This window comes from Pedobacter jeongneungensis (genome assembly GCF_039538295.1).
Classification (GTDB): domain Bacteria; phylum Bacteroidota; class Bacteroidia; order Sphingobacteriales; family Sphingobacteriaceae; genus Pedobacter; species Pedobacter jeongneungensis.
Genome location: NZ_BAABBY010000003.1, coordinates 402,118 through 416,008, shown reverse-complemented (window position 1 = coordinate 416,008; position 13,891 = coordinate 402,118). Strand labels below are relative to the sequence as shown.

The window sequence follows — 13,891 nt, the reverse complement described above, 5'->3', positions numbered from 1 at the left end:
TTGAATCCCTTTTCTTTTTTACATTAAAAAACCAGATGTAAATTAAGTTTATTTGGTCACAGAAACTCAGCGTTTTTATCCTTTTTAATCTGCGGGAAAAATAATAAGCCATCTATCACTTTGTTTCCCGCTGATATTGCAGAAAACGCAGATCTAAAGAGATTTTTTTATCAAAATCCTAAACTTCTAACTTTACCATATAAGGAATATAAGTTCATAGAAGCTTATATCCCCTTAAATGTCTAATATGGTTAAAAAATGCTACGAATAGTTTACATAAATGTTACTATAAGCAGAATAGAGAAATCTTCAAACATAACTATTCAAAGATTTCTCCATTTCAATACCTTAAGTCGAAAAGAATGATATTATTTAGCCATTATAAACTGCAGCGAATTCGGTTGCAAAATCCTCCAGTTTAATTTTACCTGCCGGAACAATCCCTTTTGCTTTAAAATCTTCCCACAATACTTTGTTTCTGATTGCAGTACCCATTTCCACATAATTCCTGGCCATTTCTTCCGATAAACCCGCAGCAACCATACCTTCATAAGCTTGTGTGTCATCAAACTCAACCCAGGGTAAATCTGATTTATCAATTGCAGCACCTAAAGCTAAAGCTACTTCGCTCAATTTGCGTTTATCGCTGGCAACATAAAGGACACTTTTGCCTTCAAAGCCTTCTTCAATCTTACTGGCGGCTACCGCAGCAATATCAGCTGGATGAACCAGTACAATTGATTGATCTGCACCATAATTTGATCCGATAATGCCTGCATTTTTAATCAAACCAATATTCGCATAAAAATTAATGTAGAAAAATGCCGGACGGAGAATAAGCAAATCAAGTTCTTTCAACTGACCAAATATTTGCTCAACATCATGTAAACCTGCAATTGGTCCGGTACCACTATCTAAATGTGCACCAATGCTGCTTAACAAAATTACCTTTTTCGCTCCCGCAGCCTTAACTGCATTGGCATAATGTTGCCCTACACTTTTTATGTAGCCGCGAAGATCAGTTGCGCCAAAATCAGTTGGAACCATTAGATAAATTAAATCCGCACCTGTAAAAGTATTAACTAAAAAACTTTCGTCTGTTACCGAACCTATTGCAGCCTGCGCACCAAGTTTGGTTATTTCTGCCGATTTCTCAGGGTTACTACTTACTACAGTTACTTCCTGTCCTTGGGCAATTAATTGTGATGCTAAGGGTTTGCTAATGTTCCCTAAAGAACCTGTTATTATTATTTTCATGATTGTTATGTTTTAATTTAAGACAAAGTTATATTTGCACTTACTTTTATACAAGTACTTACCCCAAAGTATGTAACATGACAGCCATTAAAGAAAACTCAACATTAAACGCAAACAGAAAAAGTAATCAGGCCAGCTGCCCGGTAAGTTTTGTGATGAATAAAATAGGCGGTCATTGGAAACCCATTATTCTTTACCACCTTTTAAGTGGTACGAAAAGATATAACGAACTGAAAAAGCTTATTCCGGCTATTACTGAAAAGATGCTGATACAGCATTTAAAGCAGATGCAGCAAGATAACCTGGTGATCCGTGAAGCTCAAAATGTGGTGCCGCCGTTTGTAACTTATCGTTTAAGTAAGGAAGGCGAGCAATTAAGACCAGTGCTTGATGCCATGGTTGTTTGGGCTTTCGCGCAGGATTTTAAAATGGATTAAACTATTCAATAGCTGCAGTAGTATCCTTAATTTCAAGTGGTTGTTGTTTACCTTTATCATCAACCACAAATGTTTTATCATTAATAAAAAGAACTGCTTTTCGGTTTCCACTGTGCTCGTTTACATCAATCCCGATCACTTTTCCGCCATAATATCCTGCAATATTTTCTTTGGTAATGGTGTGGCCAACTACAATCTGTTTGCAGGAAAACTTCGCTAATGTAGAATCAACGGTGGCTGGGTTAGTGCGGTCTTTCCCGAAGTAACCCCTGTACCAAAATGGTCCGGCACTTCCCATTAATAGGCGCCCTTCTTCTGGTAATTTTTTAGTAGCAATGCCATAATAGCTCCTGCACTTATCATTAATGGCTTGCAGGGAGAAATCTGTCGCATTAATTTGAGGTGAAATACCAGCATGCATAAAAATCTTATCGCCAATTTTTTCAATTGCATTTTTACTCCTCAGCCATTTTCCGATTTCGCTATCAGCATCTATCAATTTTCCATACTCAAGGTTCATTAATTTAGCCGATGCAGCGTATTTGGGAGAATGATAGCGTAAATCGCCTGCCATATTCATTACATCATGATTACCCAGCAGCACATGCACATAGCCACCTTTTTTGGCAGCATCTTCTTCTAATTTATACAACAGCCATAAATAAGGCATTACCTCTTTGCCACGGTCGAAAAGATCTCCGCAGATTACGAGCTGCCCTTTGCCAAATGTCCAGTTATATTTTTCATCCATCACGCCATTTCCAATCATTAAAGCCCGGAAGGCTTCAAACTCGCCTTCAATATCAGAAAGAACGAACATTTTATTTACGCCTGCATAGCTTGCAGAAGGCACAACAATTTTTTTATGAAGTTTAAAGCTGAAATTCCAGTCGGTATGATTAGCAAAACGCACCGCTATCGGGGCATCTTCTTTTAAAGAATCTACATGCAATACGTTATCCAGGATATAACGGCTAATAACCTGATTACCAGCGTGCCAAATATAAGGTCCATCTTGCTCAACCTGTGCATAAGCACGCGCAGACAGCATTAAAAATAGCGCAAAAATCACCTTTTTATACATTTTCATTTTGGGTTAGGTTGGTCTGTTTAACGAATTTCGGGTCGGCAAATCTAAAAAAAGCACTTGGCAATTTCCAGCCACATTTTAACAGGCTATACAAATTAATTGATATAAATTATACATCCTTCAAAACAATGTAGGTGCCGTTACGTTTATATCATAATTCCGGCGTGGTTTCCGGAATTCATTTGTTTGGTTAGTTGATTAGGGATCAATCTCAATTGAGTCCCTTTTCTTTTTTATAATGGTTTTTCGAAAAATTTCAGCCATATTCTCTAAATTCAGGCCTTTAAAATTCAATTATATAATGGAAGAAATCAGATGGGGCATTATTGGCTGTGGCGATGTAACCGAGGTAAAAAGCGGGCCAGCCTTTAATAAGGTAGGCAACTCTAAATTAGTAGCCGTAATGCGCCGCGATGCTGCCAAAGCTGCAGATTATGCAAAGCGGCACCAGGTACCAAAATGGTACGGCGATGCCTCCCGGTTAATTAACGATCCTGAGGTAAATGCCATTTATATTGCTACACCTCCCCTACAGCATGAGGCCTATACCATTGAAGCCCTGCAAGCTGGCAAACCTGTATATGTAGAAAAACCCATGACTTTAGATGCAGCTGCTGCACAACGTATGACAGATGCGGCAAACCAGCTTAATGTAAAGCTATGTGTGGCCCACTACCGCCGTGCGCAGCCCATGTTTTTAAAAGTTAAGGAGTTGCTGGCCAAAAATACAATTGGCGATATCCGCTTGGTGCGGTTAAAGATGCTCCAGCCGCCAAACCCTGCGTTGATAGCCAAAACAGAGGATAACTGGCGGATTAATCCGGCCATTTCTGGTGGTGGTTTGTTCCACGATCTGGCTCCGCATCAATTGGATCTGATGACCTACTATTTCGGACCGGTTAAACATGCATCTGGCATTGCTGCCAAACAACAGGAAAATACCGCGGTTGATGACCTGGTTACAGGCAATATCCTTTTCGAAAATGGCGTTGTTTTTAGTGGTACCTGGTGTTTTTCGGTTGCTCCGGAAGATGATGCAGATAGCTGTGTGATATATGGCTCGAAAGGTAATATCAGTTTCCCGATGTTTGGTAACAAAATCACGGTTAATACAGATGAACCGAAAGAATATGCATTTGAACCTTTGCAACATGTACAACAGCCGATGATAGAAAAGGTAGTAGATTACTTTTTGGATAAAGGACCAAATCCATGTAGTGGTGAGGATGCGTTGATTACAATGAAGTTGATGGATGATTTTACCTCCAGATAATTCACTGCGTAACCATAATAGTTTTTCTTCCTACCGCTGTTATCCTATTTTAATACCTGAGGATTATTAATAGCTACCCCGACAACTTAAAAGGCAGCATAAATTAATCTTATCGAAACTATTACCAGCCCTTCACGTTTAATAGTAGCCCATATTAACTGTGATCCTGCTGAAATGAAAATACTTTTAAAATACCTCAAACCACATCAAAAACTCATTATCCTCTCACTCTTACTGGCTGCAGCAGCACAGCTTTTAAGCTTGCTTGACCCTATTATTTTTGGAAAGATCATCGATAACTATTCGACCAATAAACACCATTTAAGCGAAAAACAACTCATTAGCGAAGTTTTATATTGGTTGCTGATTGCGCTTGCCATTGCGCTGGTGGCGAGGCTTTGCCGATCGGTACAGGAATTTACTACGCGTAAAGCCGTAGCCCGCTTTGGCATGAATATTTTTAACGACGGATTAAAACAAACCCTCCGCCTCTCTTTTCAGGAATTTGAAGAAAGCCGGAGCGGAACAACACTTTCGGTGCTTCAAAAAGTAAAAACCGATGCCGAACGTTTCATCAATGCCTTTATCAATATCCTTTTTTCATCGCTGGTAGGCATTGGCTTTTTATTGTGGTACAGCCTGAATAAGAACTGGTTGCTGGTGCCGGTATTTTTTATTGGTGTATTGGTACTTGGCTCTTTAACCGGATTGCTTTCAAAAAAAATCAAAGCCATTCAGCGCTCTATTAACCGCCAGGCCGATAAACAGGCAGGTGTAATTACCGAAAGCCTGCGCAATATCGAACTCGTAAAGAGTTTAGGTTTAACCTTTGCCGAAATCAGGAGGTTAAATGTGCAGACCTTAAAAATTTTCGATCTCGAAATGTTAAAGGCCAGAAAAGTAAGCATGTTATCTTTTTTGCAGGGCAATTTGCTCAATTTACTAAAGCAATCAGTTTTGTTTATCCTGCTCTGGCTGATTTTTAGAAAAATATTAAGTACAGGCGAATTAATCGCCATGCAGTTTATTTCTACCGCCATTTTTACGCCTTTGCAGGATTTAGGCAATATGATTATTTTATACAGGGAGGCCGATGCATCACTTAAAACTTTCGATAACCTGATGCAAAAACCCATCGAAACCCGGCCAGAAAACGCAGTAGAACTGGATGCGCTAAACCGGCTTGAATTTAAAAATGTAATTTTCAGACATAAAACAGCCGGTTATAATGCCATTGATGATATCTCTTTCGAAATCCAGAATGGAGAAACCGTGGCGTTTGTGGGCCCATCGGGTTCGGGTAAATCTACTTTAGTAAAGCTTCTGGTAGGCCTTTACCTTCCTGTTGATGGCGAAATACTTTTCAACGAAACCAGTTCTAAACGAATCAGGTACAACCCTTTACGCAGGCAAATCGGTTTTGTTACGCAGGATACGCAGCTTTATGCAGGATCGATCAGGGATAACATGCGTTTTGTAAACCCTACCGCAAGCGAAGAAGATATTGTTGAAGCGCTGCGAAAAGCATCAGCTACTGCACTTATTGCCAAAGCTGCCCAGGGGATCGATACAGTATTGGGTGAAAATGGCATGAAACTATCGGGTGGAGAAAAACAGCGGATTTCGATTGCCAGGGCATTATTGAGAAAACCAAGGTTACTGATTTTTGATGAAGCTACTTCGGCACTCGATTCACTCACTGAAGAAGAAATATCGGCAACCATCCGCGAAATATCCGACAGAAGGGAACAGATGACCATCCTGATTGCCCACCGTTTATCAACCATTATGCATGCCGATAAAATCTACGTACTGGAAAAAGGAAAAGTATCTGAAACGGGCAGCCACAACGAACTGCTCGAAAAGAAAGGCCTATATTACTCCATGTGGCGGCAGCAAATTGGCGAACGCAGATAAATGAAGTAGCCCATTTGCTGACTACAAATTGCAAAACGCTGTTCCTAAACCTGATTGTCAGGGAAAGCTTCCGATCTTTCATCGGAACTTGTACCAAAAGCAGGGCTGCAAACCGCCAGGAACAACTGTCCTTTCATTTCCAAATCATGAAAAGATGCAGCAGCATTCAAAATTTTATCTAGCAAGAATTGCGTTTATGATTGGTTTAAATTATTGCTCTTAAACGGAGATCTAAATACCGACAATATTTAAACAAAAAACACCCGGCTCCATTTATAAGCGCCGGGTGTTCAAAGTTTAATATTTAAAATTCTATTAGGTTTAGAATTATGCTTGCTTCGGAACTTCCGGTTTCTCTTCTTCCTGTCCGGCTTTAAATTCTTTTATTCCCTTACCAAGGCCTTTCATTAATTCAGGGATTTTTTTTCCACCGAACAATAATAAAACAGCAACTCCAACAAGGATCAGTTCAGGCCCTCCAAGCAGGGCGGCAATGGTTGTATTTAACATTTTGTTTTAATTTAAGTGATACCATTACACTTACGCATAAAGCAATGTTTTGGTTCTCAATTGCGAAAATTAAAAAAAATAAAAAAAATGATTTTTATTTAAAGTAATTTCCAAAGTGAAACGTCTACCCCTACAACAAACCTAAAAATCTTCTTTATGATAGCCGTTTTCAAAACAAATGTATCCTCAGATAGCGAGTTAAATGAAATCAGTCCATTACTGAACAGCCGCTTCAAAGAAATCAAATGGAACATTGATCTGTGGGATAGCGATAAAATTCTTCGTGTAGATTCGCCAAGAGACTGGACCAACGAGATCACAGCGCTTTTTAACAGCATTGGATTACGCTGCGTTAACCTCGAAGTTTTTCATTCGGAACCTTTCTGATTTAATTTTATTATCATCAGCGTATAAATTTTTATCGCCCAAACAAGGCAATATCCTTCTCTTTCAACATTTGTAATAGATTATCATTAAATTGCAGCTATTACATTCCCTGATGAAAGAAATTACCGATATCCTTAAGGCATACCAGAAAGCAACAAAGGAAAAGAAGAAAACTGCCTTAGCAACGGTGGTTAAGGTAGAAGGTTCTTCTTACCGCAGGCCGGGTGCCAGGATGCTGATTACCGAAGATGGCCAGTTAACCGGCGCCATTAGCGGAGGCTGTTTAGAGGGCGATGCGTTACGAAAAGCACTCTCGGCAATTGTACAACAGGAAAACAAGCTGATTACATACGATACCACCGACGAAGATGATGCCAAATTTGGCGTTCAGCTGGGTTGTAATGGCATAGTACATATCCTTTTCGAACCCATTAACGAAGAAGACAAATTAAACCCCATTGCCATTTTAACGGCATTGCAGCATAAAAGGGAAGATGCCATTTTAACAACACTTTTTGCCTTAAATGGTAAACTGCAGTTGGGAACCAGTATGCTTTTTAAAAAAGATGCTATCCTATCCAAAATACCAGCGGAAATTGAAGAAGATATCATTAAAGATGCTAAAGAAGTTTGTGCCGGTAAAACGGCAGCATTTAAAGTATATAATTACGGTGATCAGGATACAGATGCTTTTATCGAACTTATCCACCCTCCTGTTTCACTAATTATTGCAGGCGCCGGCAACGATGCACAGCCTTTGTCCGAAATGGCGTACCTTTTAGGCTGGGAAGTAACCATAATTGATGGCAGACCTACCCATGCCACAGCACAGCGTTTTACAAATGCAACCAAAATCCTGGTAAGTAAATCCGAAAATGTACTGAGCCAAATCGATATTGATGAACAAACCGCATTTGTACTGATGACACATAATTACAATTATGATATCGAACTGCTTAAACATTTATTAAGTACCAAAGCATCATACATCGGCACATTGGGTCCAAAGAAAAAGCTCCTCAGAATGCTTGATGAACTGAACCTTGCCACCCCTGAAAATGAAAACCGCGTACACGGACCAATTGGCCTGGATATTGGCGCAGAAACGGCCGAAGAGATCGCCATTTCTATCCTGGCAGAGATAAAATCGGTATTTACAGGTGCTTCAGCAGTTTTTTTAAAGGATAAAAAGACCCCCATCCATGTTTATGGATTAAATAACAGCTAAATGAAACCGGAAATCATCATTTTGGCCGCAGGAAATTCATCCCGTTTGGGCAAACCAAAACAGCTTTTAAATTATAAGGGAAAAACCCTGCTCCAAACCGTGATTGATGAGGCTTTAAAAACAGCTGGCGCAACAGTTACAGTGGTTTTGGGTGCATATGCTGACGAAATATTGGCAAAACATCAAAACGATCAGGTTAATTTCGTGATCAACAAAAACTGGGAAAGCGGAATGGCATCGGGCATTGCTGCAGGAATTTCTGCTGTGATTGAAAAAAACGATAAAACAGAAAGTATCATTATTGCAGTAGCCGACCAGGTTTTTATAAAAATGAGTACCTTTAATCACTTAATCGAAAAGCATCAGGAAACCGGCAAAAATATCATTGCCAGTGCTTATGCCGGAACGATTGGTACCCCTGTTTTGTTCGGGAAACAATATTTTGATGCACTTTTAGCACTAAAAGGGACAGATGGCGCCAAAAAAATATTAAAACAACATCAGCAGGATGTAGAAACCGTAGTTTTTGACGGCGGTGAAACTGACATTGATACAGAAACCGATTACAATAATTTAATCAGCCAGGAATGATAGCAGATTCTTTTGGAAGAATACACGATTACCTGCGGATATCGCTTACCGATAACTGCAATTTTCGCTGCTTTTATTGCATGCCGGAGGAAGAGTATGATTTCACTCCAGCTTCCAGGTTAATGCAAACCGACGAAATTATCAAACTGGCTGAAATTTTTGTGGCCAATGGCGTAAAAAAAATCAGGCTAACAGGCGGAGAGCCACTGGTGAGAAAGGATGCGGCCCGAATTATTGCTGCATTAGGCAAACTTCCGGTAGAACTGGTAATTACCACCAATGGAACCCGAATTGCAGAAATGCTGCCTGTATTAAAAGATGCAGGTGTTAAAACCATCAACATCAGCCTGGATACCCTTCAGCCCGAAAAATTTTTCATGGTTACCCGAAGGGATGTATTTCATCAGGTGCGCAGCAATATCGAACTGCTTTTGCAGCACAAAATCAACGTAAAAATTAACATGGTGGTGATGAAGGGCCTTAACGATAACGAAATTAAGGATTTCATCAGCTGGACTAAACATAACCCCATTCAGGTTCGCTTTATTGAGTTTATGCCCTTTAGCGGCAACAAATGGACGAGTAACCAAATGTTCTCTTTAGAAGAAATCCTTGCCGTAATTGAAAAGAATTTTACAGTTCTGCCAGTTAAAGGTGAGCCTAATGATACAGCCAAACATTTTATGATCCCTGGTCACGAAGGTTCTTTTGCCATTATCAGTACCATGACGCACCCTTTTTGCAGTACCTGTAACCGCATGAGGCTAACTGCAGATGGAAAATTAAAAAACTGCCTTTTTTCTGATAGCGAAACCGATTTGCTTAGCGCCCTGAGGAAAAATGAAGATGTGTTTCCACTAATTCAATCGGCAATCTGGAGCAAAAAACAGGCATTAGGCGGACAATTGGCCAGCGATTTCGAAAAAATAGATGCTGCTACCATTCAGAACAGAAGTATGATTACCATTGGAGGATAAAATTTTCATGATCAGCGTAAAAGAAGCAAAAGACCTCATTTCTCAACATATTAGTCCTTTAAACCCAATCAGTATCGATCTGGCAAAAGCAGCCGGCCATACACTGGCTGTTGATATTTATGCTCAATTCAATATTCCTGCCTTTCGTCAGTCTTCCATGGATGGCTATGCCTTAAAGTTTGAAGATCAGGAAAAAGAACTCCGCATCATTGGCGAAATGGCCGCCGGAACTACTCAAAACATCACCATCCAAAATGGCGAAACGGGTAGGATTTTTACAGGTGCACCATTACCAAACGGAGCCGATACCGTAGTCATGCAGGAGAAAATAACGCGATCAGATGATAAAATTACTTTACAGGATCCCAATTTAAAATTCGGCTTAAACGTGCGTGATAAAGGTTCTGAAATTAAAGCCGGGGCTTTAGCCATGGAAAAAGGCAGTTTGCTTAGCCCGGCTGCCATTGGTTTTCTTGCGGGGATTGGCATTAATGAGGTAAGTATTTATCCTATGCCAATGGTATCGATAATCGTTACAGGCAAAGAACTACAAGAACCCGGTAAGCCTTTAGCATTTGGTCAGGTGTACGAATCAAATTCCTATTCGCTCGCGGCAGCTTTAAAACATGAAGGCATCAGTCAGATCAGCATTTATGAAGCAGATGATGACCTCGAAATCCTGAAAAAAGTATTGCAAACCGCTTTGGAAAGTAGCGACCTGGTATTGCTAACCGGTGGTGTAAGTGTAGGCGATTACGATTTTGTGATCGAAGCGGCAGCCCATTGCAATATTAAACAGGTTTTCCACAAGGTGAAACAGAAACCCGGTAAACCCTTGTTTTTTGGAACCCGTGGTCAGAAACTCGTATTCGGACTTCCGGGTAACCCCTCGTCTGTACTGAGCTGCTATTATAATTATGTACTTCCTTCGCTAAAAATATTATCTCAAAAAAATAATAGTGTAACCGAGGTAGCGGCCGAGCTTACCCACCCTTATAGCAAGCCCCCTGGTTTAACTCATTTTCTGAAAGGAAAATACGAAAACGGAAAAGTTACTCCTTTAAACGCACAGGAATCTTACCGCCTGAGTTCTTTTGCACAGGCAAATTGTTTAATCTGCCTTAACGAGACACAAGCGCATTTCGAAAAAGGCGATATTTTAACTGTAATGATTTTACCAAATTAACCATGCAAGAAAGTTTTATCCTGTTTTACTGTTTACTATTCATTGTTGCCTTTCTTTATGCTTCGGTAGGGCATGGTGGCGCAAGCGGTTACCTGGCATTAATGGCTATTTTTGCCATTTCGCCAGCCATTATGAAACCAACGGCCTTATTGCTCAACCTGTTTGTTTCTTCCACTTCCTTTATCCAGTTTTACCGTGGCGGTCATTTTAAGTGGAAAATATTCTGGCCTTTTGCACTTGCTTCTATCCCACTCTCTTTTGTTGGTGGTACAATGGCCATTGAAAGCTCCATTTATAAAAAGATTTTAGGTGTACTTTTATTAATCCCCGTTATCCGTTTCTTCTTTTTTCAAAATACCGATCCGAAAGATTTTAAGCCTTCAAATATTCCTTTATCATTAGCAATTGGCGGCATTATTGGTTTGCTTTCGGGCATGATCGGCATTGGTGGCGGAATTATTCTTTCGCCGGTTCTCTTGCTCTTAAAATGGACCGATCAAAAACAAACGGCAGCCATTAGTGCCGCTTTTATCTTTGTAAACTCCGTTGCCGGTTTAGGCGGACAACTGATCAAAGGGTTCGAATTTAACAGTCATATGCTCACTTATGTGGGCGTTGCATTTGCTGGTGGCATCTGTGGAGCTTATTTTGGTGCCTTAAAATTTCCTCAAACCGTTTTAAAAAATGTTTTGGCCTGTGTACTCGCATTGGCTGCTTATAAATTACTATTTACGCATGCATAATATGAAATACATCATCATCGTCCTGTTATTTTTAGGTTTTACTGCGAAGGCACAAGAAAGCAAACAATTTACCATCGAAGGAAAGGTTAAAAAACCATTAACAATAACCTTAGACAATTTAAGCGCTTATAAATCCGTTAATTTGGATAGTATGACTATTTTTAACCACCTCATGCAACGTAAAAGCAGCATTAAAAACATTAAAGGCGTTCTTTTAAAAGATATTTTAGCCAAAGTTGAAATTGATGCCGCTTCGCCAAAAACATTGAGCGAATATTACCTCGTTTTTACCGCAACTGATAACTATAAAGTGGTGTACTCATGGAATGAAATTTTTAATTCGCCTACCGGAAATCAAATATTGGTTCTGAGGAGTTATGATACCGACCCTGCTAAGGCCGAAAAAGGAAATATTGCCATGATTACGCCAAGCGATTTCGCTACCGGAAGAAGATTTGTAAAAGGATTAAGCAAAATCAGCATCTTACAGGTAAATTAGCAGCATGGAAATCGAAATCATCAGTTTTGGCAAAATCTCCGAGTTAATCAGCAATCAAAAGATTGATTTTGATGGGATTGCCGATACCGATAACTTTAAAAAACATCTGGAGCACCTGTTTCCTGCTTTAAAAAGCATGAAATATAAACTTGCCCTGAATAAAAATATTGTTCAGGAGAACACCGAAATCATCAACAAGGCTACTATAGCCATTATGCCTCCGTTTTCCGGCGGTTAAATAATATGAGTGCAGAGCGATATAACAGACAGATCATCCTGAAAGGATTTGGGGAGGAAGCACAACAACAGCTTGTAAAAGCTAAAGTGCTGGTAATTGGCGCTGGTGGCCTGGGTTGCCCCGCACTACAGTACCTCGCTGCTGCCGGTATTGGCCACATCGGGATTGTTGATGATGATACCATTTCGCTATCCAACCTGCACAGGCAGATTCTGTTTACCACGGCAGATATCGGTAAGCTGAAAGTAGAGGTAGCAGCAAAACGATTACAGGAAATGAATACCCAGATCGGAATCATCCGGCACCCCATCCGCCTACAAAAAAACAATATCCTCGATATTGTATCCAGGTATGATTATATATTGGATGGTACAGATAATTTTGAATCAAGATACCTGATTAATGATGCCTGTGCCCTGCTTAACAAACCGCTTATATTTGCTGCAGTTTCGGGTTTCGAAGGTCAGCTGGCCATATTTAACACACCCGATCATTTAACGCCCAGTACCAATTACCGTGATCTATTCCCTGTTCCACCCGATAAAGGCGAAATTCCAAACTGTGCCGAAAATGGCATTATAGGCGTATTGCCCGGAATAATAGGCACCATGGCAGCAGCAGAAACTATAAAATTGATTGCTAAAATCGGGCAGCCGCTCACCAATAAAATATTAAATTACAACTTACTTACACAAGAACAATATACCATTAGCATCAGTCACGGAAGCGGTTATACACTGCCCAAAACTGTTGATGAATTTTTAAATATGGATTATCAGGATACGAGCGAAGGACCACAGGGCTACATAGAAATTGACGCCAGCGAACTGGTAAGGCTGCAACAGTCGGAATCTGCTATTTTAATAGACGTTCGCGAAAAGCATGAAGTTCCGGTATTGGATAAGAAGATTTATACGCAGGTACCGATGTCGGAGTTTGGCGCATTTTTAAATAAAGAATTTTATCAAAAACATGTGGTTTTAATCTGCCAGCATGGAATCAGAAGTGTTGCCGCAGCTGAGGCATTACAAGAAAAATATGGCGATGCCAAAAAAATCTATAGTTTAAAAGGCGGGATTGTAAAATGGAGAGATCATTTTTTAAGATCGTAACATGAGCGAAAAAAAGATAAAAAATATATTTGTTAACGGTCCGATAACGCCTGCTTTTATAGCCGACAGCATTGCGAAGCACAGCAGCAAAACGGCAATCGGCGGACATAGCATTTTTATGGGCCAGGTGAGAAAAGATGAAATCGACGGTAAATTTGTTGCTGCGATAGAATACACAGCCTATAATGAGCTCGCGCTCGAAAAAATGCACCAGATCAGGGAAGACATCTTCGAAAAATACCCGCTCAACTGCATGCACATTTACCACAGTTTGGGCACGGTTAAAACAGGCGAAATCTGCCTCTTTGTTTTTACGTCCTCCGCGCACCGCAAACCTGCAATAGAAGCCTGCAGCGAAGTAGTAGATCGTTTAAAAGCCGAATTACCGATCTGGGGCAAAGAAATATTCGAAGACGAAACACATCATTGGAAAGAAAATACATAAC

At 40.1% G+C, this 13,891-nt stretch carries 16 protein-coding genes; 13 read left to right on the top strand and 3 right to left on the bottom strand.

The window, feature by feature from the left end:
* Positions 1-372 precede the first annotated feature (372 nt).
* Positions 373-1,257, bottom strand: coding sequence for an NAD(P)H-binding protein (locus ABD769_RS07695; RefSeq protein ID WP_344850827.1), 885 nt, complete (start codon positions 1,255-1,257; stop codon positions 373-375).
* A gap of 77 nt (positions 1,258-1,334) precedes the next feature.
* Here ABD769_RS07695 and ABD769_RS07690 point away from each other — a divergent pair, with 77 nt between their 5' ends.
* Positions 1,335-1,694, top strand: a complete 360-nt coding sequence (locus ABD769_RS07690) for a winged helix-turn-helix transcriptional regulator (RefSeq protein ID WP_344850826.1) — start codon at positions 1,335-1,337, stop codon at positions 1,692-1,694.
* A 1-nt stretch (position 1,695) separates the two neighbouring features.
* Here ABD769_RS07690 and ABD769_RS07685 read toward each other — a convergent pair whose 3' ends face one another.
* Positions 1,696-2,784, bottom strand: a complete 1,089-nt coding sequence (locus ABD769_RS07685; protein WP_344850825.1) for a metallophosphoesterase — start codon at positions 2,782-2,784, stop codon at positions 1,696-1,698.
* A gap of 301 nt (positions 2,785-3,085) precedes the next feature.
* Between ABD769_RS07685 and ABD769_RS07680 the strand changes: the two genes are divergently transcribed.
* A complete protein-coding gene (locus ABD769_RS07680; protein WP_344850824.1) occupies positions 3,086-4,057 on the top strand; it encodes a Gfo/Idh/MocA family protein in 972 nt (323 codons plus the stop codon).
* A 174-nt stretch (positions 4,058-4,231) separates the two neighbouring features.
* Complete coding sequence (locus tag ABD769_RS07675) at positions 4,232-5,974, top strand: ABC transporter ATP-binding protein (protein WP_344850823.1); 1,743 nt, start codon at positions 4,232-4,234, stop codon at positions 5,972-5,974.
* Between the two features lie 327 nt (positions 5,975-6,301).
* Here ABD769_RS07675 and ABD769_RS07670 read toward each other — a convergent pair whose 3' ends face one another.
* Positions 6,302-6,484, bottom strand: coding sequence for a Sec-independent protein translocase subunit TatA/TatB (locus ABD769_RS07670; RefSeq protein WP_025142807.1), 183 nt, complete (start codon positions 6,482-6,484; stop codon positions 6,302-6,304).
* Positions 6,485-6,640: 156 nt separating this feature from the next.
* Between ABD769_RS07670 and ABD769_RS07665 the strand changes: the two genes are divergently transcribed.
* The 10 genes from ABD769_RS07665 to ABD769_RS07620 all read left to right on the top strand — a co-directional run bounded on the left by ABD769_RS07665 (position 6,641) and on the right by ABD769_RS07620 (position 13,890).
* Positions 6,641-6,871 carry a hypothetical protein gene (locus ABD769_RS07665; protein ID WP_344850822.1) on the top strand — a complete coding sequence of 77 codons (231 nt, stop codon included), beginning with the start codon at positions 6,641-6,643 and terminating at the stop codon, positions 6,869-6,871.
* Between the two features lie 112 nt (positions 6,872-6,983).
* Positions 6,984-8,099: an XdhC family protein gene (locus ABD769_RS07660; RefSeq protein ID WP_344850820.1), complete on the top strand. Its 1,116-nt coding sequence runs from the start codon at positions 6,984-6,986 to the stop codon at positions 8,097-8,099.
* The gene (locus ABD769_RS07655) at positions 8,100-8,690 is read left to right on the top strand and encodes a nucleotidyltransferase family protein (RefSeq protein ID WP_344850819.1); all 591 of its coding nucleotides are present in this window, start codon (positions 8,100-8,102) and stop codon (positions 8,688-8,690) included.
* Positions 8,687-9,667, top strand: a complete 981-nt coding sequence (gene moaA, locus ABD769_RS07650; RefSeq protein WP_344850818.1) for a GTP 3',8-cyclase MoaA — start codon at positions 8,687-8,689, stop codon at positions 9,665-9,667. The genes ABD769_RS07655 and moaA overlap by 4 nt, the downstream gene beginning before the upstream one ends.
* Positions 9,668-9,674: 7 nt before the next feature.
* Positions 9,675-10,853 carry a molybdopterin molybdotransferase MoeA gene (locus ABD769_RS07645; RefSeq protein ID WP_344850817.1) on the top strand — a complete coding sequence of 393 codons (1,179 nt, stop codon included), beginning with the start codon at positions 9,675-9,677 and terminating at the stop codon, positions 10,851-10,853.
* Between the two features lie 2 nt (positions 10,854-10,855).
* Entirely contained in the window at positions 10,856-11,596 is a 741-nt protein-coding gene (locus ABD769_RS07640; RefSeq protein ID WP_344850816.1) for a sulfite exporter TauE/SafE family protein, read from the top strand.
* Position 11,597: 1 nt separating this feature from the next.
* Entirely contained in the window at positions 11,598-12,095 is a 498-nt protein-coding gene (locus tag ABD769_RS07635) for a molybdopterin-binding protein (protein ID WP_344850815.1), read from the top strand.
* Positions 12,096-12,099: 4 nt separating this feature from the next.
* A complete protein-coding gene (locus ABD769_RS07630; RefSeq protein WP_344850814.1) occupies positions 12,100-12,333 on the top strand; it encodes a MoaD/ThiS family protein in 234 nt (77 codons plus the stop codon).
* A gap of 5 nt (positions 12,334-12,338) precedes the next feature.
* The gene (locus ABD769_RS07625; RefSeq protein ID WP_344850813.1) at positions 12,339-13,445 is read left to right on the top strand and encodes a ThiF family adenylyltransferase; all 1,107 of its coding nucleotides are present in this window, start codon (positions 12,339-12,341) and stop codon (positions 13,443-13,445) included.
* A gap of 1 nt (position 13,446) precedes the next feature.
* Positions 13,447-13,890: a molybdenum cofactor biosynthesis protein MoaE gene (locus ABD769_RS07620; RefSeq protein ID WP_344850812.1), complete on the top strand. Its 444-nt coding sequence runs from the start codon at positions 13,447-13,449 to the stop codon at positions 13,888-13,890.
* Position 13,891 lies beyond the last annotated feature (1 nt).

What these genes read in the sequence shown, in the direction of transcription:
- ABD769_RS07695 (WP_344850827.1), bottom strand. Translation starts at nt 1,257, where the DNA reads ATGAAAATAATAATAACAGGTTCTTTAGGGAACATTAGCAAACCCTTA.
- ABD769_RS07675 (WP_344850823.1), top strand. Translation starts at nt 4,232, where the DNA reads ATGAAAATACTTTTAAAATACCTCAAACCACATCAAAAACTCATTATC.
- ABD769_RS07680 (WP_344850824.1), top strand. Translation starts at nt 3,086, where the DNA reads ATGGAAGAAATCAGATGGGGCATTATTGGCTGTGGCGATGTAACCGAG.
- ABD769_RS07620 (WP_344850812.1), top strand. Translation starts at nt 13,447, where the DNA reads ATGAGCGAAAAAAAGATAAAAAATATATTTGTTAACGGTCCGATAACG.
- ABD769_RS07630 (WP_344850814.1), top strand. Translation starts at nt 12,100, where the DNA reads ATGGAAATCGAAATCATCAGTTTTGGCAAAATCTCCGAGTTAATCAGC.
- ABD769_RS07660 (WP_344850820.1), top strand. Translation starts at nt 6,984, where the DNA reads ATGAAAGAAATTACCGATATCCTTAAGGCATACCAGAAAGCAACAAAG.
- ABD769_RS07625 (WP_344850813.1), top strand. Translation starts at nt 12,339, where the DNA reads ATGAGTGCAGAGCGATATAACAGACAGATCATCCTGAAAGGATTTGGG.
- ABD769_RS07655 (WP_344850819.1), top strand. Translation starts at nt 8,100, where the DNA reads ATGAAACCGGAAATCATCATTTTGGCCGCAGGAAATTCATCCCGTTTG.
- ABD769_RS07690 (WP_344850826.1), top strand. Translation starts at nt 1,335, where the DNA reads ATGACAGCCATTAAAGAAAACTCAACATTAAACGCAAACAGAAAAAGT.
- ABD769_RS07640 (WP_344850816.1), top strand. Translation starts at nt 10,856, where the DNA reads ATGCAAGAAAGTTTTATCCTGTTTTACTGTTTACTATTCATTGTTGCC.
- moaA (WP_344850818.1), top strand. Translation starts at nt 8,687, where the DNA reads ATGATAGCAGATTCTTTTGGAAGAATACACGATTACCTGCGGATATCG.
- ABD769_RS07670 (WP_025142807.1), bottom strand. Translation starts at nt 6,484, where the DNA reads ATGTTAAATACAACCATTGCCGCCCTGCTTGGAGGGCCTGAACTGATC.
- ABD769_RS07665 (WP_344850822.1), top strand. Translation starts at nt 6,641, where the DNA reads ATGATAGCCGTTTTCAAAACAAATGTATCCTCAGATAGCGAGTTAAAT.
- ABD769_RS07635 (WP_344850815.1), top strand. Translation starts at nt 11,598, where the DNA reads ATGAAATACATCATCATCGTCCTGTTATTTTTAGGTTTTACTGCGAAG.
- ABD769_RS07645 (WP_344850817.1), top strand. Translation starts at nt 9,675, where the DNA reads ATGATCAGCGTAAAAGAAGCAAAAGACCTCATTTCTCAACATATTAGT.
- ABD769_RS07685 (WP_344850825.1), bottom strand. Translation starts at nt 2,784, where the DNA reads ATGAAAATGTATAAAAAGGTGATTTTTGCGCTATTTTTAATGCTGTCT.